The 18,365-nt window shown below is 65.2% G+C and carries 14 protein-coding genes and 3 pseudogenes; 10 read left to right on the top strand and 7 right to left on the bottom strand.

Annotation, left to right across the window (positions count from 1 at the left end):
* Positions 1-106 precede the first annotated feature (106 nt).
* Entirely contained in the window at positions 107-460 is a 354-nt protein-coding gene (locus AWC07_RS26765) for a hypothetical protein (RefSeq protein ID WP_139829613.1), read from the top strand.
* A 322-nt stretch (positions 461-782) separates the two neighbouring features.
* Complete coding sequence (locus tag AWC07_RS09170; protein WP_244187538.1) at positions 783-1,352, top strand: hypothetical protein; 570 nt, start codon at positions 783-785, stop codon at positions 1,350-1,352.
* Between the two features lie 204 nt (positions 1,353-1,556).
* On the opposite strand, the gene AWC07_RS27510 is transcribed toward AWC07_RS09170, so the two are convergent.
* Complete coding sequence (locus tag AWC07_RS27510; protein ID WP_167380043.1) at positions 1,557-1,712, bottom strand: hypothetical protein; 156 nt, start codon at positions 1,710-1,712, stop codon at positions 1,557-1,559.
* Positions 1,713-1,950: 238 nt separating this feature from the next.
* On the opposite strand from AWC07_RS27510, the gene AWC07_RS09175 reads away from it, so the two are divergent.
* Positions 1,951-5,211: a LuxR family transcriptional regulator gene (locus AWC07_RS09175; protein ID WP_036411119.1), complete on the top strand. Its 3,261-nt coding sequence runs from the start codon at positions 1,951-1,953 to the stop codon at positions 5,209-5,211.
* A gap of 639 nt (positions 5,212-5,850) precedes the next feature.
* Here AWC07_RS09175 and AWC07_RS09180 read toward each other — a convergent pair.
* Entirely contained in the window at positions 5,851-6,939 is a 1,089-nt protein-coding gene (locus AWC07_RS09180; protein ID WP_036411118.1) for an adenosine deaminase, read from the bottom strand.
* Entirely contained in the window at positions 6,936-8,222 is a 1,287-nt protein-coding gene (locus AWC07_RS09185; RefSeq protein WP_036411117.1) for a thymidine phosphorylase, read from the bottom strand. Before AWC07_RS09185 ends, AWC07_RS09180 begins: the two co-directional genes overlap by 4 nt.
* 50 nt (positions 8,223-8,272) lie before the next feature.
* Here AWC07_RS09185 and AWC07_RS26770 point away from each other — a divergent pair, with 50 nt between their 5' ends.
* Positions 8,273-8,506, top strand: a complete 234-nt coding sequence (locus AWC07_RS26770; RefSeq protein WP_036411116.1) for a hypothetical protein — start codon at positions 8,273-8,275, stop codon at positions 8,504-8,506.
* Between the two features lie 286 nt (positions 8,507-8,792).
* Positions 8,793-10,043 carry an HNH endonuclease signature motif containing protein gene (locus tag AWC07_RS09195; RefSeq protein WP_085105039.1) on the top strand — a complete coding sequence of 417 codons (1,251 nt, stop codon included), beginning with the start codon at positions 8,793-8,795 and terminating at the stop codon, positions 10,041-10,043.
* 180 nt (positions 10,044-10,223) lie between these two features.
* On the opposite strand, the gene AWC07_RS29530 is transcribed toward AWC07_RS09195, so the two are convergent.
* Positions 10,224-11,054: a GH12 family glycosyl hydrolase domain-containing protein gene (locus AWC07_RS29530; RefSeq protein ID WP_341865246.1), complete on the bottom strand. Its 831-nt coding sequence runs from the start codon at positions 11,052-11,054 to the stop codon at positions 10,224-10,226.
* A pseudogene (locus AWC07_RS29535) lies at positions 11,055-12,665 on the bottom strand (cellulose binding domain-containing protein); the annotation flags it as partial. It abuts the gene before it with no gap.
* Between the two features lie 283 nt (positions 12,666-12,948).
* On the opposite strand from AWC07_RS29535, the pseudogene AWC07_RS09205 reads away from it, so the two are divergent.
* Positions 12,949-13,790 (top strand): annotated as a pseudogene (locus tag AWC07_RS09205) (transposase family protein).
* 70 nt (positions 13,791-13,860) lie between these two features.
* Here the strand turns inward: AWC07_RS09205 and AWC07_RS09210 are convergent.
* Positions 13,861-14,274 (bottom strand): cytidine deaminase, encoded by a 414-nt coding sequence (locus AWC07_RS09210; RefSeq protein ID WP_036410068.1) that lies wholly within the window; start codon positions 14,272-14,274, stop codon positions 13,861-13,863.
* 314 nt (positions 14,275-14,588) lie between these two features.
* Between AWC07_RS09210 and sdhC the strand changes: the two genes are divergently transcribed.
* From sdhC to AWC07_RS09230, 4 genes are all read left to right on the top strand, one after another.
* Positions 14,589-14,927 carry a succinate dehydrogenase, cytochrome b556 subunit gene (gene sdhC / locus AWC07_RS09215; protein ID WP_036410073.1) on the top strand — a complete coding sequence of 113 codons (339 nt, stop codon included), beginning with the start codon at positions 14,589-14,591 and terminating at the stop codon, positions 14,925-14,927.
* Positions 14,924-15,403: a succinate dehydrogenase hydrophobic membrane anchor subunit gene (locus AWC07_RS09220; RefSeq protein WP_036410069.1), complete on the top strand. Its 480-nt coding sequence runs from the start codon at positions 14,924-14,926 to the stop codon at positions 15,401-15,403. Before sdhC ends, AWC07_RS09220 begins: the two co-directional genes overlap by 4 nt.
* A gap of 143 nt (positions 15,404-15,546) precedes the next feature.
* Positions 15,547-17,301 carry a succinate dehydrogenase flavoprotein subunit gene (gene sdhA, locus AWC07_RS09225; RefSeq protein WP_036410070.1) on the top strand — a complete coding sequence of 585 codons (1,755 nt, stop codon included), beginning with the start codon at positions 15,547-15,549 and terminating at the stop codon, positions 17,299-17,301.
* A complete protein-coding gene (locus AWC07_RS09230) occupies positions 17,301-18,095 on the top strand; it encodes a succinate dehydrogenase iron-sulfur subunit (protein ID WP_036410071.1) in 795 nt (264 codons plus the stop codon). The genes sdhA and AWC07_RS09230 overlap by 1 nt, the downstream gene beginning before the upstream one ends.
* A gap of 67 nt (positions 18,096-18,162) precedes the next feature.
* Here the strand turns inward: AWC07_RS09230 and AWC07_RS28050 are convergent.
* Positions 18,163-18,365 (bottom strand): annotated as a pseudogene (locus AWC07_RS28050) (hypothetical protein); the annotation flags it as partial.

The raw sequence follows: 18,365 nt of genomic DNA on the forward strand, positions 1-18,365 counted from the left end.
CTACCGGCCAGGACCCAATTCCTGACGGCAACCCACGATCACATGCAGTGAGGCCCCAGCCTCCCCATACCGTCTAGAAGCAAAACTGGCCGAACACGGGCTCTCCTTGGAAGATGCGGAACTTATCCATGAGCGAATAGCAAGAGCGCTTGGCGACGAAGCTTCCCGCTATGAGAACATGAAAATGCTGTTAGGCGTCGCTGAACAGGACTCTGCAGCATTGAGATACAACAGCGTATTGTGGCCTGGATTTGACTTCAAAGCCATCGCAGGTGAAGATGGAGTGCTCGAGTCGGCGCGGTATTGGCATACGAGGCGCGATTCGGGTAATGTCGATTCCCCGATCGGGCTGCCGGCTTGGAGCGTGGATATCACCGAGTTTTCAGAGCATTTTGGTCCGATGACCGGTGGTCAGAAATGGTCGCTGTTTGACAAAATTCTCCCTGGCCACGAGGAGTAGGAATTCCAATGGGGCGGGGAGCGTTACGGTGCCGCATTCAGCTGGGGGCTGTTTCTGTGGGTAACGAAGTTGTGGCCTATAGATTGAGGTATTCAAGGGTTCCATAAGAGTCGCGACAGTTTTCTATGCTCTCGCCAACAATATCAGCGGCTCACGCAAGGTTCATCTGATCCGATTGTGACCTGACTTTACTCAATTTGACAAACCATTCGGAAGAGTGCGGCATCTCGATACGCTATTTCACCAGGAAACGCCGCCTGTGCCCGAGCTAGTCAGCAGTATGTGAATCATCAAATAACCCCACTAAGGGAATGAATAACTAGTGGATAGACCCTCGGTTGCCGCGATAATCGACTTCGAAGTGCACCTGCTCATGACGATGAAGCTGAGAATAAAGATGTCGCATAAGGAAGACCAACTAGCGGCCAAAGTGGCTGACCATGGTCTGTCGGTCGACGATGCGGAACGTATACATGAGCGAGTCGCCGAAGCTCTCGGCGACGAAGCCTCTTATTTTGGAAATATGAAGAAGCTGCTGGGCATTGCCGATCAGGACGCTACATCAGTAGAGTACAGCAGCATACTGTGGCCGGGATTTGACTTCACTGCGATCGCTAGCGAAGACGGCTTCCTTAGATCGGCGCGGTACCGGCATAAAAAGCGCAATTCAGCTACCGCAGGTTCGCCGATCGGACTGCCTATCTGGAGCATGGACGTCGCCGAGTTCACAGAGCAATTTGGCCCTATGAACGGTGGTCGCCAGTGGTCCCTATTCGACAAGCTGCTCCCCGCATATGAAGAGTACGAATTCTCATGGAAAGGGGAGAGTTACGGTGCGGGATTCAGTTGGGGTTGTTCATGTTTTCTGCGATGTCGTGGGATTAAACATTAAATAGATATCGCATATTCGAACGTACCGTAAATCGAGGGCCCTCGAGCCCAAGCGTGTGGTCGGTGGCGTAGGAAAGTACGTGTGCAGTTGAACGTCGGTTGACGGGGCTTACCCGGATCTGGCGGGGCTCGCCGATTACGAGAGCAACGCTGTCGCTCCGCAAAGCTGGAGCGCGAATAGGGTCGTGAGGACGTGCGGCACTGATCAGAGCCGATACATCGCGCGCGCCATGCAGGCGTCCTCGAGGAACGAATAGTGCTTGGGCGCGTACCGACGCGATTGCGACCGGTTGCGCTGGTCGGGCGAGAGGGCGCCAGCCTCGTCGCTGGGGCCACGATTCGACTTGGTGTGGTGCTTCATCGTCGGTGTTCCTTTCGACTTCTTTCGTGAAATCTGGACAATTCGACTGTCCTCGGTAGCGCGGCCGCGGCCATCGGCCGGAATGCGCAAATTTGCCCCGCGGGGGGTCGTACGTCGGCGAACCGTAGCGACGCCACGTACGCCTTTTCGCTGAGATTTGCGGCTCGCTGCTGGTTGCGCTGGTTAGCATGAGCGAGATCGACCCAATGTGCGGACGTGCGTGGCATGGGACTGGAGCGTGGGCGAGTTGCTGCTTACCGGGACCGTGACGTTGCTGTTGGCGGACATCGAGGGATCGACCCGGCTGTGGCACACGCAGCCCGCACAGATGGCCGATGCGATCAAGCTGCTGGATCAAGCCGTTGCCGAGGCCGTCTCTGTCCACGGCGGAGTACGGCCGGTCGAGCAGGGCGAAGGCGATAGCTTCGTGGCGGCGTTCGGGCGGGCGGCCGATGCGGTGGCATGCGCGCTGCAATTGCAGCGGGCGCAACTGCCGCCGATTCAGCTGCGCGTCGGCATCCACACGGGCGATGTCCAGCTGCGCGACGACAGCAACTATGTCGGCCCGACGATCAACCGCGCGGCGCGGCTGCGTGACCTGGCCCACGGCGGCCAGACACTGCTGTCCGCCACCACCAGCGACATCGTCATCGACGAGCTCCCGCCCGATGCCTGGTTGGTCGACTTGGGAAGTCAACCGCTGCGCGACCTGCCGCGCCCGGAACGGGTGGCGCAGTTGTGTCACCCCCAGCTGCGTAACGAGTTCCCTGCGCTACGCACTCCGAAAAGCATTGTGAGCCAACGGCTTCCCGTGCAGCTCACCAGCTTTGTGGGCCGCGAGCGGGAAATGGCCGAGGTGACCCGGCTGGTGACGGAAAACCGGCTGGTGACGCTGATCGGTGCCGGCGGCTTCGGCAAGAGCCGCCTGGCCATCCAAGTGGCGTCACAACTGACGTCTGAGTTTCCCGACGGTGTGTGCTACGTCGATCTCGAGCCGATAACCGATCCCGATATGACGCCGATCTTGCTCGCTCGCGCGTTGGGTCTGTCCGACCAGTTGGGCCGGTCAACGGCCGATGCGGTGCTGCGCTACCTGGCCGAGCGGCAGATGCTCATTGTCTTCGACAATTGCGAACACCTGCTCGACGTGGGCGCCGGCCAGGTCAATGCGCTGCTGCAGACCTGCCCCCGGGTGACGATATTGGCGACCAGCCGCGAACCGATCAAAGTGGCGGGCGAGCTGACCTGGAGGGTTCCGTCGCTGTCCGTGGCCGACGCGACCGCATTCTTCACCGACCGTGCCCTGCTGGCCCGGCCCGACTTCGTCATCGACGACGACAGCGCCGCCATGGTGCGGCAAATCTGCCGCAGGTTGGATGGCATGCCGCTGGCGCTCGAACTCGCCGCCGCGCGGGTGCGCTCACTGTCGCTGTCCGACATCATCGCCGGTCTTGACGACAGCATCCGGCTGCTGACTGGCGGGGCGCGCACCGCGCTGCGCCGCCACCAGACCCTGCGTGCATCGCTGGACTGGTCCTACGGGTTGCTCAGCGAACCGGAGCGGATCCTGCTGCGACGACTCGGGGTGTTCGTCGGTGGATTCGACCTCGACGCCGCGCTGGCGGTGGCCGGCTTCGGTGAGCTGCCGCGTCACCAGGTGCTCGATGAGCTGGCACTGCTGGTTGACAAGTCGCTGATCTGGGCAGATAGCTCGCAGGGTCGCACCCGCTACCGGCGGCTCGAGGGTGTGGGCCAGTACGCGATGGAAAAGCTCACCGAGGCCGGCGAAACCGACGTCACCCGAAAGCGATACTGCGACCACTACATGGTGCTGGCGGCGCTGCTCGACAGCCCTGGGCGCACGGACTATCAGCAGCTTCTCGACCAGGCCGAAATCGAGCTGGACAACCTGCGGGTGGCGTTCCTGTGCTGCCGCGAATACTGCGACTTGGAGTCCGCGCTGGCGTTGACGTCGTGGCTGCAGCCGCTGTGGCTCAGCCGGGGCCGTATCCGGGAGGGGCGAACCTGGTTCGAAACCATCCTCGTCGAGCCAGACGCACACCATGGGAAGGTGAGCGCCGGGGTGCGGGCGCGAGCGCTGGCAGACAAGGCCGTGCTCGATATGTTCATCGACACGAGTGGCGGCAGCGTGGACGAGGCTCAACAAGCGTTGGCCATCGCTCGCGAAGTCGATGACCCGGCCTTACTGGCCCGCGCACTGACCGCTTGCGGTTTGACGGCCGGATTCAACTACCAGCCCGATGCCGCCCGCCAGTACTTCGCGGAGGCGACGGACATTGTCCGGGCCTTGGACGACCGGTGGACACTCAGCCAGATCCTGAGCTGGCAGAGCAATGCTGCCGTGGTATCCGGCGACACGATCACCGCGCGCGCTGCGGGCAGCGCCGGACGCGATGTGGCCGACGAGATCGGCGACCGGTTCGGCGCGCTACGGTGCCGGTTGAGCCTGGCGTTCGCCCAACTGTGGCAGGGCGAAGTGGCCGGAGCCGTCGCGCAGTTCAGCGAGCTGGTGGAACAGTCGTTGGAGGCCGATGCTGACGTCCTCACACCGCTCATCCTGAAGGGGTTGGGTGATGCGCACGCGTACCGGGGTGACGTGAGCGCCGCGCGGGCAGCGGGCGAAGCGGCGGTCGAAGGTGCCGGAGACGGCAGCGAATACTTCCTTGGACTCGGCTATGCGACGTTGGCGATCGCGGCCTTCGCCGGCGGCGACATCGACTCCGCGCGCGATGCGAGCACAAAGGCGTGGCAGAACCTGAAACTGCAACCCCATGTGGCGAACTATCTGCGTCCCACCAAAGCCCGGATCTCGTTGGCGAGCGGGGATGTCGCCGCAGCGCGACACTTCGCCGACGAGGCCGCCTCGGTGCTGTCGGGCTGGCATCTGGCGCTGGCGCTGACCAGCCGCGCCCGGGTGGCGATGGCACAAGGTGAGCCGGAACAAGCCGAGCGTGATGGCCACGACGCGCTGACGGCTGCGGTTGAAGCCTGCGCACACAATTGCGTTGCCGACATCCTCGACTGCCTGGCCGCCATGGCGGTCGGGCACGACAGCCACCGTGAGGCCGCCCGCCTGTACGGCGCGGCGGAGTCCATGCGGCAACGCCTGGGCACCAAACGGTTCAAGAGCTACGACTCAAGCCATGCGGACTCGGTGGCATTGCTGCGTACTGCATTGGGCAGCAAGGAGTTCGACAGCGCATGGGCAGAAGGCACCGCGCTGTCCAGCGACGAGGCGATTGCCTACGCGCAGCGCGGACGCGGCGAACGCAGACGGGCAGCGAGCGGTTGGGAATCGCTGACGCCGGCTGAGCGCGAGGTGGTAAGCCTGGTGGGCGAGGGCCTGTCCAACAAAGACATCGCCGCACGGCTCTTCGTCTCACCGCGCACCGTGCAAACCCACCTCACGCATGTGTACACCAAGCTCGACCTGAACTCCCGGGTGCAACTCGCCCAAGAGGCAGCGCGGCATTCGTAGCGCTGCGGCCTACAACACCGACGGCGTCGGAGTCCCCGCACCCGACGGTCACATCTTTCACATGAGTCACTGCCTACCGGCGTAGGGGCGAGGCGATGCTGACCGGGTAGTGCTTCGAGGGTAGTTGTGCAGCGGCGGTTGCCGGGCCGATGTGATTCGGCCGGCGGACAACGGCTTCCAGGATGCTCATGCCTTCCCGCGGCGACAGTGCTGCCGGTCATCGACGGCGGCGGGCGCAGTTGGGCTGCGCATGCACCCTTGGGGTCTTTTTTCCGCTTCGATACCCGCAGCTTCGCCAAAACCTCTTGTTATGTCAGGTGTTCGGGGAGGACGGAAAGGCTCACGTGCTCACCGGGTCGACTGTCATGCCGTGGTATCGAGTGTGCAATGACGGCTTTCAGTGTGCATGTAGGGCGGGAACGCCACGATTTGCCCCGCCCGGACGGCACACTCGGCGCCGTCAACGCACACCCGACGCCGCCAGCCACCGACCCAACCGCACCAACACGCGATATCCATCTCCCCACACCGGAGCGCAGCCCCGCGACCGCTCCGAGCGACAAAGCCATAACGAACACGGCAAACCCGTCGGCACTCATGCTTGCGACAACTCGGGGTACCCGACCAGCACCGGGCCAGCTACCCGATCAGTACGGCGAACCGCGGCTTGATCACCTCGTCGATGATCTCCAGTCGCTCGTCGAACGGAATGAACGCCGACTTCATCGCATTGATGGTGAACCGTTCCAGGTCACTCCAGCCGTAGCCGAAAGTCTCCACCAGGCGGTGCATCTCCTGGCTCATCGACGTGTCGCTCATCAGCCGGTTGTCGGTGTTGACGGTCACCCGAAATCGGGTGCGCGCCAACAGGTCGAACGGGTGTTCGGCGATGCTGGCCACCGCGCCGGTCTGCACGTTGGAGCTCGGGCACAGCTCCAGCGGAATCCGCTTGTCCCGCAAGATCGATGCCAACCTGCCCAGCCTGACACCGCCGTCGGGGCCGACGTCGATGTCGTCGACGATCCGCACCCCGTGGCCCAGCCGGTCAGCGCCGCAGAACGCGATCGCCTCATGGATGGACGGCAACCCGAAGGCCTCACCGGCATGAATCGTGAAGCGCGCGTTGTTGTCTCGCATGTACTCGAAAGCGTCCAGGTGCCGAGTCGGCGGGTGGCCGGCCTCCGCGCCGGCGATGTCGAAACCCACAACTCCCTTGTCCCGGAACCGGATTGCCAGCTCGGCGATCTCCCGGGACACTGCGGCGTGCCGCATTGCGGTGACCAGACACCGCACCTTGATGGACCGGCCCGCTCCGGCGCACTCCTTCTCACCTTCGGCGAACCCGGCAAGGACAGCGTCGACAACCTCGTCGAACGACAACCCGCGATCGATGTGCAGTTCCGGAGCAAAGCGCACCTCGGCATAGACCACCGAATCGGCGGCCAGGTCTTCCACACATTCGAAAGCGACCCGATACAACGCCTCGGAAGTCTGCATCACGGCCACGGTGTGCGAGAACGGCTCCAGGTAGCGCTCCAGCGAGCCGCTGTGCGACCGGGTCCGAAACCACGTTGCCAGCGTGTCGACGTCGGTGGCGGGCAGGTCGTCGTATCCGATCTGGCCGGCGATGTCCAGCACGGTTGCCGGGCGTAGCCCGCCGTCGAGGTGGTCGTGCAGCAGCGCCTTCGGTGCCTGCCGAATCATCTCCCACGTGAGCGCAGTGGTCATCGGGTGATCCGATCGATAATCAGGGGCCGCGGAGCCGGCCCGGCCTCCCCGACGCTCCAGCCACCGTCGAGTACGGCCAACGCGGGGCCCAAGCGTTCGGGAGTGTCGGTGTAAAGCGTGAACAGCGGCTCGCCGGCCACCACCGGCTCCCCGGGACGACGATGAATCCTCACCCCCGCCCCGTGCTGCACCCGGGCCCCCGGCCGGGATCTGCCCGCGCCGAGCCGCCAGGCCGTCAAACCCACTGCCATCGCGTCGATGTCGCCCATTGTGCCGCTCCGGCCGGCCGTTACGGTTTCCGAACACCGACCAATCGGCAACGGTTTCGACAAATCGCCGCCCTGAGCGGCGACCAGCCGGCGGAACCGGTCCATCGCGCTGCCGTCGCGCAGCGTCTGTGCCGGGTCGCGGCCCTCGATCCCGGCGAGTTGCAGCATCTCGCCGGCGAGCCGCACGGTCAGCTCCACGACGTCGGGCGGTCCGCCGCCGGCCAGCACTTCCAGGGCCTCGGCCACCTCGAGCGAGTTGCCGACGGTGCGACCCAGCGGCGAGTTCATGTCCGTCAGCAGGGCGCGGGTGGGCACGCCATGCGCGGTGCCCAGGTCCACCATGGTGTGCGCCAGTTCGCGGGACTGCGCCTCGGATTTCAGAAAGGCCCCGGCGCCGACCTTCACGTCGAGTACCAGTGCGCCCGCTCCCTCGGCCAGCTTCTTGCTCATGATCGAACTGGCGATCAGCGGCAGGGATTCGACGGTGCCGGTGATGTCGCGCAGCGCATAGAGCTTGGCGTCGGCGGGGGCCAACTCGCCGGCCGCGAAGATGGCCGCACCGACGTCGCAAAGTTGTTGGCGCACCCGTTGATTGGACAGCGTCGCGGTGAACCCGGAGATGGATTCCAGTTTGTCCAGAGTGCCGCCGGTATGGCCGAGTCCCCGGCCCGCCGCCTGCGGCACCGCCGCGCCACAGGCGACGACGACGGGCACCAACGGCAGGGTGATTTTGTCGCCTACCCCGCCGGTGGAGTGCTTGTCCACGGTCGGCAGCCGCAGTTCGGCGAAATCCATCCGGGCACCCGAGACCAGCATCGCCGATGTCCATCTGGCGGTCTCGCCGGAGTCCATGCCGCGCCAGAAAATCGCCATCAACAAGGCCGACATCTGTTCCGGGGCGACCCGGCCGTCGGTGAAGGCCTTGATGACCCAGTCGATGGCGGCATCGGATAACCGACCACCGTCACGCTTGGTCCGGATTACCGTCGGCGCGTCGAATTCGAAGTCCGTCAAGAGGATTCCTCGGTCAGACCGGGCCGACCCGCGCGGGGTCGCCCAGCCGGGTGGTCGGTGCGCAGCGCGGGGCGGTCGTCAACCAGTGCCGGGCCCGCACCCGCAACCGCGGGGACGGCGGATACGCTCCGGTCGCTTCGTCGTTTGCCTTGTCCCGCAGCAGCTTCCAACAGCTGATCGTCGAGCACGCGATAGAGGGTACCTCGCCCGACGTGCACCCGTTCTCGTCTCATACGCCCGATTCGCAGATCGGCACAGCGGATGGCTACCTTCGCGGCGAGTAACCGCGATGGCCCGATCGGCGTATGCCGTTGGGCACAGTCGTTGTACGCCGTTGACGAGAGCGGAGAACGAATCGAACCCCGCGGCGACGCTGCCGCTCCAAGGCTCGAAGCCGGCTTGGATGCTGGTCAGGTACCACGAGTAGGTGACCGGCTCCGGGGTTCTTGTCTTCGCTTCCGAATCGGGATTGGCAGTGGTCGCGGTGGGTTGAGCTGTTGCGTTGCGTGCGGGGATCGGGCGGGCCGGCGTTGGCCCGGTGTTGTCGGGGGTGGCTGCGATGATGAGGTCATGTCGTCGAGTGCAGCCGCTGGTGCTGTGGTGGCCGGTCCTGGTGAGCGTCTTGAGGTGTTGTTTGCGGAGTTGGCGGAGTTGGCCGGTCAGCGCAATGCGATTGACGGGCGCATTGTGGAGATCGCCGCCGAAATGGATCGCGACGAGCTGTGCGGGGCCACGGGGGCGCGGTCGGTGGCGGCGTTGCTGGCCTGGAAGCTCGGGGCGTCCTCGGGCAACGCCCACACGATCACTACCGTGGCGCGCCGGCTCGAGGAGTTCCCCCAGTGTGTCGCGGGCATGCGGGAGGGCTGGCTGTCGCTGGATCAGGTCGGCGTCATCGCCGCCCGGGCCGGTGCGGGATCTGATGAGCATTACGCGCAGCTGGCCCGGGTCGCCACGGTCAACCAGCTGCGCACCGCGGTCAAGCTCGAACCGCGACCCGAACCCGATCCTCGGCGGCAGCCGCAGCCCTCGATCACCAAGACCACCGAAGAACAGGGCAGCTGCTATCGGATCACACTTGCCCACCCCGACGCGGCGAAGTTCGACGCCGCCTTGGCGTCTCATCGTGACGCGCTGATCGCCGAGTGGAAACACGATCACGACAACGCCGCGGGCACGTCAGACCAGCGGCCGCCGTTGCCGACCACCGTCGAGGCGTTCATGCGCCTGGTCGAGACCGGCTGGGACGCCGAGGCGGCCCGCCGGCCCCACGGGCAGCACACCACGGTCGTGGTGCACGTCGACGTCAAGGACCGCGTCGCGGCGCTGCATTTGGGTCCGCTGCTATCCGACGCCGACCGCCGCTACCTCAGCTGTGATGCCACCTGTCAAGCATGGTTCGAACGCGACGGCCAGGTCCTCGGCGCCGGCCGGGCGACTCGCGTGCTCAACCGCCGGCTGCGCCGCGCCCTTGAGCACCGTGACCGCACGTGCGTGGTGCCCGGCTGTGGCGCCACCCGTGGTCTGCACGCCCACCACATTCGCCATTGGGAAGACGGTGGCGCCACCGAGTTGGCCAACCTGGTGCTGCTCTGCCCGTATCACCACCGCGCCCACCACCGCGGCATCATCACCATCACCGGACCCGCTGAGGCTCTCACCGTCACCGACAGCGCTGACCGGCAACTGAGCGCAGGATCGCTGGCGCGCCCACCAACCCAACCCCCGCCCGCTGTCGCAGCCTATCCCGGACCCACCGGCGAACGCGCCGACTGGTGGTGGTATGAACCCTTCCAACCCCAACCACCACCAACACCCAACTAGCGGTGGTGGCCGGTCACGACCAGCACGCTATCGAAACCCAAACACCTTGGGGCATCAAGAAACTCGTTCACACCGCCCGGCCATCAACACCGGCGGTCACAGCGCGTACTAACTAATACTAATTCGAGCCAAGTCTGCCGAAACGCCGGCCGGCTGGCCTGGCACTTCCCATTAGTCGGGTTAAACGCCGTTGACGAGGGCGGAGAACGAATCCACCCCCGCGCCGACGCTGCCGCTCCAGGGCTCGAAGCCGGCTTGGATGCTGGTCAGGTACCACGAGTCGGTGACCGGCTCCAGGGTTTGAGTGTTGTCGATGAACCCCATCACATCGAAGTTGTTCCAGGAGGTGATCGGTGTGGTCGCGACGTAGGACACCACGTTGTTCTGGCCGTTACTGCCCTTCCACACCTGGAAGTTCTGCCCGTCAATGGTGGTGTTGCCCACCACGGAGCCGACCGGCTGGATGGGGCCCTGGTGGTTGAACCAGATCATCACTTCCTGCTGGTTGACACCGGTTGTGATGGGCGTGGGATTCAGCCAGATGTCATAGGAAGCGTCATAGATGCCGCTGCTGGGGTAGGTGTAGTTGATGCTGCTGGTGGCAGTCTGGATCTGGCCCAACTGGATCGGCAGGTTGGTGCCGGGAGAACCGGTGCCGTAGTGCCAGCCGTCGTATATCGAGGGGTATCCGAGCGGTGCGCCGTTGGTGGGAGCCGAGCCGTTTTCGGTGGCGATGGAAAACCCGGTGGGGGTGACGTTGATCGACTGTCCGCCCGGGTTGTTCCATGCATTGTTTTGCACCACATAGGCGTTCTGGATCGTCGTCGTTCCGTATTGGGACGTGATCAGCGTGCCGCCGGTGCTGCCCCCGGTGCCGGTGCCGCCGGTCCCCGTGCCACCTGTGCCGGTGCCGGTGCCGCCGGTGCCGCCGGTGCCCGTGCTGCCGGTCCCCGTGCCACCTGTCCCGGTGCCGCCGGTGCCCGTGCCGCCCGTTATGGGTTGTCCGTTCACCAGCAAATTCGTGGGGGGCGAGTATGAGCCGGTCTGCGCCGCCTGGAACCCGACACTGACCGAGTTGCCGGGCGCGATCGTGGCGTCATAGCTCAGCGGGGTCACGGTGTAGTGGGTGCCGGACTGGGCGACCTGTCCGTTCCACAGATTTGTGATGGATTCGTTTGCGGGCAAGTCGAATTGGAGTTGCCAGTCGGTCACCGGGGTGGTGCCGGTATTGGTGATCGTGTAGTCGGCGACGAAGCCGTTGTTCCATTGCGACGTAGGCGCGTAAGTCGCTGTGATCCCGCTGCCACCGGTGCCCGTGCCGCCGGTACCGGTGCCCGTGCCGCCGGTGCCCGTGCCGCCGGTGCCCGTCCCGGTACCGGTGCCGCCGGTGCCCGTCCCGGTACCCGTGCCGCCGGTCGTGGTACCACCGGTGCCGGTGCCGCCGGTGCTGGTACCGGTGCCGCCCGTGCTTCCGGTGCCGGTGCCCCCGGTCGTAGTGCCACCGGTACCCGTGCCGCCGGTGCTCGTACCGGTGCCGGTGCCACCGGTGTCACCGCCGACGGGTTGTCCGTTGACCAGCAAGTGCGTCGGCGGCGAGTAGGAGCCGTCCTGCGAGGCTTGGAATCCGACGGTGACCGAACTGCCGGGTTCGATCGTCCCGTTGTAGCTGGCCGGGGTGACGGTGTAGTGCGTGCCGGACTGGGACACCTGCCCATTCCACAGGTTGGTGACGGATTCGTTTGTTGGCAAGTCGAATTGAAGCTGCCAGTTGGTCAGCGGAGTCGTACCCGTATTGGTGATCGTGTAATTCGCGGTGAAGCCGCTATTCCACTGAGCCGTCGGAGTGTACGTCGCCGTCACCCCGGTGCCTCCGGTGCTGGCGGTGGTTGTCGCAGCGGACGTCGTCGTCGCGGCCGCAGTCGCCAGGGCGGTGGTTGCACTGACCGTGCTCGTCGGGGCGCCGGTAGTCGGGTTGACCGCCGCGGTGCCGCTGGTACCGGTGTCGGTGCCGGCGGGCGCCGCCGTCGCCGCAGCAGCGGCCGCGGCCGCCGTGGAAGTGGTGCCCCCACCCGTGGTCGTCGTGTTGGCGGAGCTCGGGCTGACCGCCGCGGAGCCAGTGCCACCGGCGGCGATCGTCGTGGCGCTGCCGTCGGGACCGTAGCCACCGGCCGTACCGCCACCAGTCCCCGGTGCGGGGCTGCCGCTGTTGTTGCTTGCCACGGCTGACCCGCCGTGCCCGCCGGCGCCGTTGGCCACCGACTGACCACCATTGCCGGGGGTGGGTGCGCCCAGCATTCCGAGCAGCCCTTGCACCACGTTGCGTAACGGCGCGATGTTGGCCGCCTCGGTGCCCAGATACCACTGCGCACTGGAAGTCAAAGCATTGACGAACTGCTCATGAAACGCCGCCGCCTGGGCGCTCAGCGCTTGATATTCCCGGGCGTGCGAGCTGAACAGCCCCGCGATGGCCGCCGACACCTCGTCGGCGCCCGCCGCCAGCAGCCCTGTTGTCGGCGCCGCTGCCGCGGAATTCGCGGCGCTCAGGGTCGAGCCAATGCCGGTGATATCCCTCGCCGCCGCCGTCAGCGTCTCAGGTACGGCAGTCACATATGACATATTCATTCGATCACGCCCTTATTACGAACCAATCACTGCCCTATCACGGGCGACCCTAATAAGGTTGATCACGATTTGATCACGGTCTTATCACTGCTTCATTAATTTGCCATGAGATCTTTAAACTGCCGGCGCGTCAAATTCGAGCGGGGTCAACTGCTCATCGAGTGTGCACGGGTTGCGCCGAGTGTGTACTGGCGGCGGCGACACGCCGGGCGGTGCCGCCGTGGTTGCACTCTCGGCGTGCCGGCTTGTGAAGGATGTGGCTGAAGGACACCGATGGACAGTTGTGAAAACAGACCTCGATGCCCTGCTGACCGAACTGTCTGTGACGATCGATGACCACGTGGTGCACCCCGACCGGCGGCGCGCGCGACGGCCGAAGCAATCGACCGACGCCGAGCTGGTGCGCCTGGCCGTGACTCAGGCGCTGCTCGGCGCCCGCAGCGAACACCCCTGGCCGCAAATGTGTTACGGCCGACTCGGGCACCTGTTTCCCTACCTGCCGAAACAGCCCAGCTACCACAAGCGGGTCAAGGCGGCGCCACCGCTGATCTGCAAGGCCACGCTGTACCTGACCACCCAGTGGTCTGTCCTGGGCCGACGACCTACGCCTAATCGACGCCACCCCAGTGCCGTGCGATGCGTCGCGGGAAACCGCGAAACGCTTCGAACTGGCCGATGTCGCCCACTACGGGAACTGCGCCGCGCACTCCCGCTGGTTCTAGGGGTGAAGCTGTATCTGATCACCACCGCCGACGGCAGGCCCGTCGCGTGGTGTCTGGCCGACCCCAAAACGGCGAACGAGAAGTCGCCGCAAAGCCTTTCGCGCACACCCGGGACCTCGGCGCGCTGCGCAAGAAGATGATTGCGCTGACCGACAAGGGCCTACCCAGCACCGAGTTGCAACGCCACCGCGCCGACCCGCTGAACGTGCCGCTGGTGCGCCCCGACCGCAACGACGAAAAACCACCCCGCTACGGCAAACTCGCCGGCATGCGCCCACAGACCCAAGCCGTCTACGACACCTACAAGCATCAGCACAATCTCGAACGACATGGCGGGCCCACACTGCACGGCGGCCACGTCCGCGTCGCCCAACACCTGCTCGCACTTGCCGCTGCGATCTGACACAACGGGAAGATCAACAACCCAGTCAAGAGGCCACTGATCGCCTACCACCACTAACCAAGGCTGGGAACTACTCCGCTAGATCGGTCGCGGGACCGGCCGCAAGATCGGCACGGAAAGGCTCCGGCAGGAGCGCACCGAGCCGACGCGGCCCGCCCGGATGGTCGACCAACAGCTCCGGGCCGCCATGTTCGAGCAACAACTGACGACACCGCCCGCACGGCATCAATGCCGACCCAGCGCCGTCCACACATGCCAATGCGACCAGCCGACCGCCTCCGGTCGCATGCAAAGCACACACCACTCCGCATTCGGCGCACAGGCCCAGGCCGTAGGAGACATTCTCCACGTTGCAGCCGGTGACGACGCGGCCGTCGTCAACCAGTGCGGCCGCACCGACCGGGAACCGTGAATACGGCGCATACGCACCGGCAGAAACCTGAATTGCCTTGTCGCGCAGCATATCCCAATCGATATCAGGCATCCGCAACCCCGCTCGACGATGGGCCGACCTCGGTAAGCCACCTTAACCCGGACGAGACGAGCCGGGTCGGCGACGAATGGGCCACGCGACACATGATTGCGATCGGACTGTCGGTACCGCCCGCGGAGCTGGTCAAGTTAAGCTCGATTGCCCGGCTAGAGCTGTTTGATGACGGTTTTGAAGGCGGTGAGGACGGTCTGAGTACAAAGACGACAACCGCGGACCCGGCGGTGCCCAAGAAGGAACCCAACCCTGCCGCCGGATCATCACGCAAACGGCGGCCACCGCGCACCCTGTATCGCGGTGACCCCGGCATGTGGTCGTGGGTGCTGCATCGCATCACCGGCGCGACGATCTTCTTCTTCCTATTCGTCCACGTTTTGGACACCGCGCTGGTGCGGGTCAGCCCCCAGGCGTACAACTCGGTGATCGACACCTATAAGACGCCGGTCGTCGGCCTGATGGAATTCGGGCTGGTGGTTGCGGTCTCCTACCACGCACTCAACGGAATCCGGATCATCTTGATCGACTTCTGGTCGCAGGGGCCGCGTTATCAGCGGCTGATGTTGGGCGTCGTCGGGATCGTATGGTTGCTGATCCTGGTGCCCGCGGCGGTGGTGCTGGGCATCCACATGTGGGAGCACTTCCGATGAGCACCCCCGGCGTTCAACTCAACCCTCAAACCGGCAACAGCCGGCGCGCGCCCGTGCTGCAACGCTCCCATGACCGGCCCGCCAGCCTGGACAATCCGCGGTCGCCGCGCCGCCGCGCCGGTATGCCCAACTTCGAGAAATTCGCCTGGCTGTTCATGCGGTTCTCCGGGGTGGTGCTGGTGTTCCTGGCCCTGGGTCACCTGTTCATCGGTCTGATCTGGGACAACGGGGTCTATCGCATCGACTTCAACTACGTGGCGCAGCGCTGGAACTCACCGTTCTGGCAAACCTGGGACCTGCTGCTGTTGTGGCTGGCGCAGTTGCACGGCGGCAACGGCCTGCGCGTCATCATCGACGACTACAGCCGCAAGGATTCCACCCGGTTCTGGCTCAATTCGCTACTGGCGGTGTCGATGACATTCACATTGGTGCTGGGCAGCTACGTGTTGCTGACCTTCGACGCGAACATCTCCTGAAAGGCGCACATGGTTACGCCACCTCTCCCCCGCAAGCGGGCGGTACCCCCACCGCATCGCTTCGTCCCCCTCGCCGTCCCCCGCACGCGGGAGGTGCCCCCAGCGCGGCTGGGGGTGCCCCCACTGCATCGTCGGCGGCGGCGGTGATTCACCAACACCGATACGACGTGGTGATCGTCGGCGCCGGCGGTGCCGGCATGCGGGCCGCGGTAGAGGCCGGTCCACGGGTGCGTACCGCCGTGTTGACCAAGCTCTACCCCACCCGCAGCCACACCGGCGCCGCCCAGGGCGGCATGTGCGCCGCGCTGGCCAACGTCGAAGACGACAACTGGGAATGGCACACCTTCGACACCGTCAAGGGCGGCGACTACCTGGCCGACCAGGACGCCGTGGAGATCATGTGCAAGGAAGCCATCGACGCGGTGCTGGACCTGGAGAAAATGGGGATGCCGTTCAACCGCACCCCCGAGGGCCGCATCGACCAGCGCCGCTTCGGCGGACACACCCGCGACCACGGCAAGGCTCCGGTGCGCCGGGCCTGCTACGCCGCCGATCGCACCGGCCACATGATCCTGCAGACCCTCTACCAGAACTGCGTCAAGCACGACGTGCAGTTCTTCAACGAGTTCTACGCACTGGACCTGGCACTGACCCACACTCCCAGCGGTCCGGTGGCCACCGGGGTGGTGGCCTACGAGCTGGCGACGGGCGACATCCACGTCTTCCACGCCAAGGCCGTCGTGATCGCGACCGGCGGCTCCGGCCGAATGTACAAGACCACCTCCAACGCGCTCACCCTCACCGGCGACGGCATCGGCATCGTCTTCCGTAAGGGACTTCCGTTGGAGGACATGGAGTTTCACCAGTTTCACCCGACCGGACTGGCCGGCCTGGGCATCCTGATCTCCGAGGCGGTGCGCGGGGAGGGCGGCCGGTTGCTCAACGCCGACGGCGAGCGCTTCATGGAGCGCTACGCCCCCACCATCGTGGACCTGGCGCCCCGCGACATCGTCGCCCGTTCGATGGTGCTGGAAGTCCTGGAAGGACGCGGTGCGGGGCCCAACAAGGACTACGTCTACATCGACGTGCGCCACCTGGGCGAGGAGGTGCTGGAAGCGAAGCTGCCCGACATCACCGAGTTCGCCCGCACCTACCTGGGCGTGGACCCGGTGCACGAGCTGGTCCCGGTCTACCCGACCTGCCACTACGTAATGGGCGGCATCCCCACCACGGTCACCGGGCAGGTGCTGCGGGACAACACCCACCCCGTCCCGGGCCTGTACGCGGCCGGCGAGTGCGCGTGCGTGTCGGTGCACGGCGCCAACCGGCTGGGCACCAACTCATTGCTGGACATCAACGTCTTCGGACGCCGGGCCGGCATCGCCGCGGCCAACTACGCGCGCGGCCACGACTTCATCGAGATGCCGCCCAACCCGGCGGCCATGGTCGTGGGCTGGGTGAACGACATCCTGTCCGAGCGCGGCAACGAGCGGGTCGCCGACATCCGCGGCGCGCTGCAGCGCACGATGGACAACAACGCCGCGGTGTTCCGCACCGAGGAAACCCTGAAGCAGGCGCTCACCGACATCCACGCACTCAAGGAGCGGTACTCCCGAATCACGGTGCACGACAAGGGAAAGCGCTTCAACAGCGACCTGCTGGAAGCGATCGAGCTGGGCTTCTTGCTGGAGCTGGCCGAAGTTACCGTGGTCGGCGCATTGAATCGCAAGGAGTCCCGCGGCGGGCATGCCCGCGAGGACTATCCCAACCGCGACGACGTCAACTACATGCGCCACACCATGGCCTACAAGCAGGGCAGCGAGCTGCTTTCCGACATCGCGCTGGACTTCAAACCCGTCGTACAAACCCGCTACGAACCCAAGGAACGGAAGTACTGATGGCCGCAAGCGAGGTGGTGGAGCCGAGCCTCGAGCGTTCCCTGCCGCCCGTCCCCGAAGGCGCGGTGATGGTGACCGTCAAGATCGCCCGGTTCAACCCCGATGACCCGGACCGATTCGCAGAAACCGGTGGCTGGCAGAGCTTCCGGGTGCCCTGCCTGCCTAGCGATCGGCTGCTCAACCTGCTGATCTACATCAAGAGCTACCTCGACGGGACGTTGACCTTTCGTCGCTCCTGCGCCCACGGCGTGTGCGGCTCCGATGCGATGCGCATCAACGGGGTCAACCGCTTAGCGTGCAAGGTGCTGATGCGCGACCTGCTGCCTAAAAAAACGACTAAGCGGCTCACCGTCACCGTCGAGCCGATCCGCGGACTGCCGGTGGAAAAGGACCTGGTTGTCGACATGGAGCCGTTCTTCGACGCCTACCGCGCGGTCAAGCCGTATCTGATCACCAGCGGTAATCCGCCCACCCGCGAACGCATTCAGAGCCAGGCCGACCGCGCCCGCTACGACGACACCACCAAGTGCATCCTGTGCGCGGCCTGCACCACCAGCTGCCCGGTGTTCTGGAACGAGGGCAGCTACTTCGGCCCGGCGGCGATTGTCAACGCCCACCGCTTCATCTTCGACAGCCGCGACGAGGCCGCCGCCGAACGCCTCGACATCCTCAACGAGGTCGACGGGGTGTGGCGCTGCCGGACCACGTTCAACTGCACCGACGCCTGCCCGCGCGGTATCGAGGTGACCAAGGCGATCCAGGAGGTCAAGCGCGCGCTGGTGTTCTCGCGCTGAGCGCGCTAGCGCTTGTCGGCCCCAGCAGCAACATTCGCCCCAGAGGTGCGGTGGTTCGGTGCCATCCCTAACGGATTTGTGGCGGATTCTGGATCTGCTGGATGACTGGAGCGAAGCTGTCGACATGTGGCTGCTGGATGGTGTAGTGCGTGAATCCATAGCGGTCGCGGCTGTCGCGTAGGTGTTGGGCCATCTGAACCGTCCCGGGTTTTATGCGCACCTTCCTTTGAGGGAAGGATGGCGCGATGGCGATCAGGTACGACGAGAACA

This window comes from Mycobacterium gastri (assembly GCF_002102175.1).
Lineage (GTDB): Bacteria > Actinomycetota > Actinomycetes > Mycobacteriales > Mycobacteriaceae > Mycobacterium > Mycobacterium gastri.

Excerpts from the sequence above, each read along its gene's own strand:
- sdhC (WP_036410073.1), top strand. The coding sequence starts at position 14,589 with ATGTGGTCGTGGGTGCTGCATCGCATCACCGGCGCGACGATCTTCTTC.
- AWC07_RS09210 (WP_036410068.1), bottom strand. The coding sequence starts at position 14,274 with ATGCCTGATATCGATTGGGATATGCTGCGCGACAAGGCAATTCAGGTT.
- AWC07_RS09180 (WP_036411118.1), bottom strand. The coding sequence starts at position 6,939 with ATGACCACTGCGCTCACGTGGGAGATGATTCGGCAGGCACCGAAGGCG.
- AWC07_RS27510 (WP_167380043.1), bottom strand. The coding sequence starts at position 1,712 with ATGAAGCACCACACCAAGTCGAATCGTGGCCCCAGCGACGAGGCTGGC.
- AWC07_RS09230 (WP_036410071.1), top strand. The coding sequence starts at position 17,301 with ATGGCCGCAAGCGAGGTGGTGGAGCCGAGCCTCGAGCGTTCCCTGCCG.
- AWC07_RS09195 (WP_085105039.1), top strand. The coding sequence starts at position 8,793 with ATGTCGTCGAGTGCAGCCGCTGGTGCTGTGGTGGCCGGTCCTGGTGAG.
- AWC07_RS09220 (WP_036410069.1), top strand. The coding sequence starts at position 14,924 with ATGAGCACCCCCGGCGTTCAACTCAACCCTCAAACCGGCAACAGCCGG.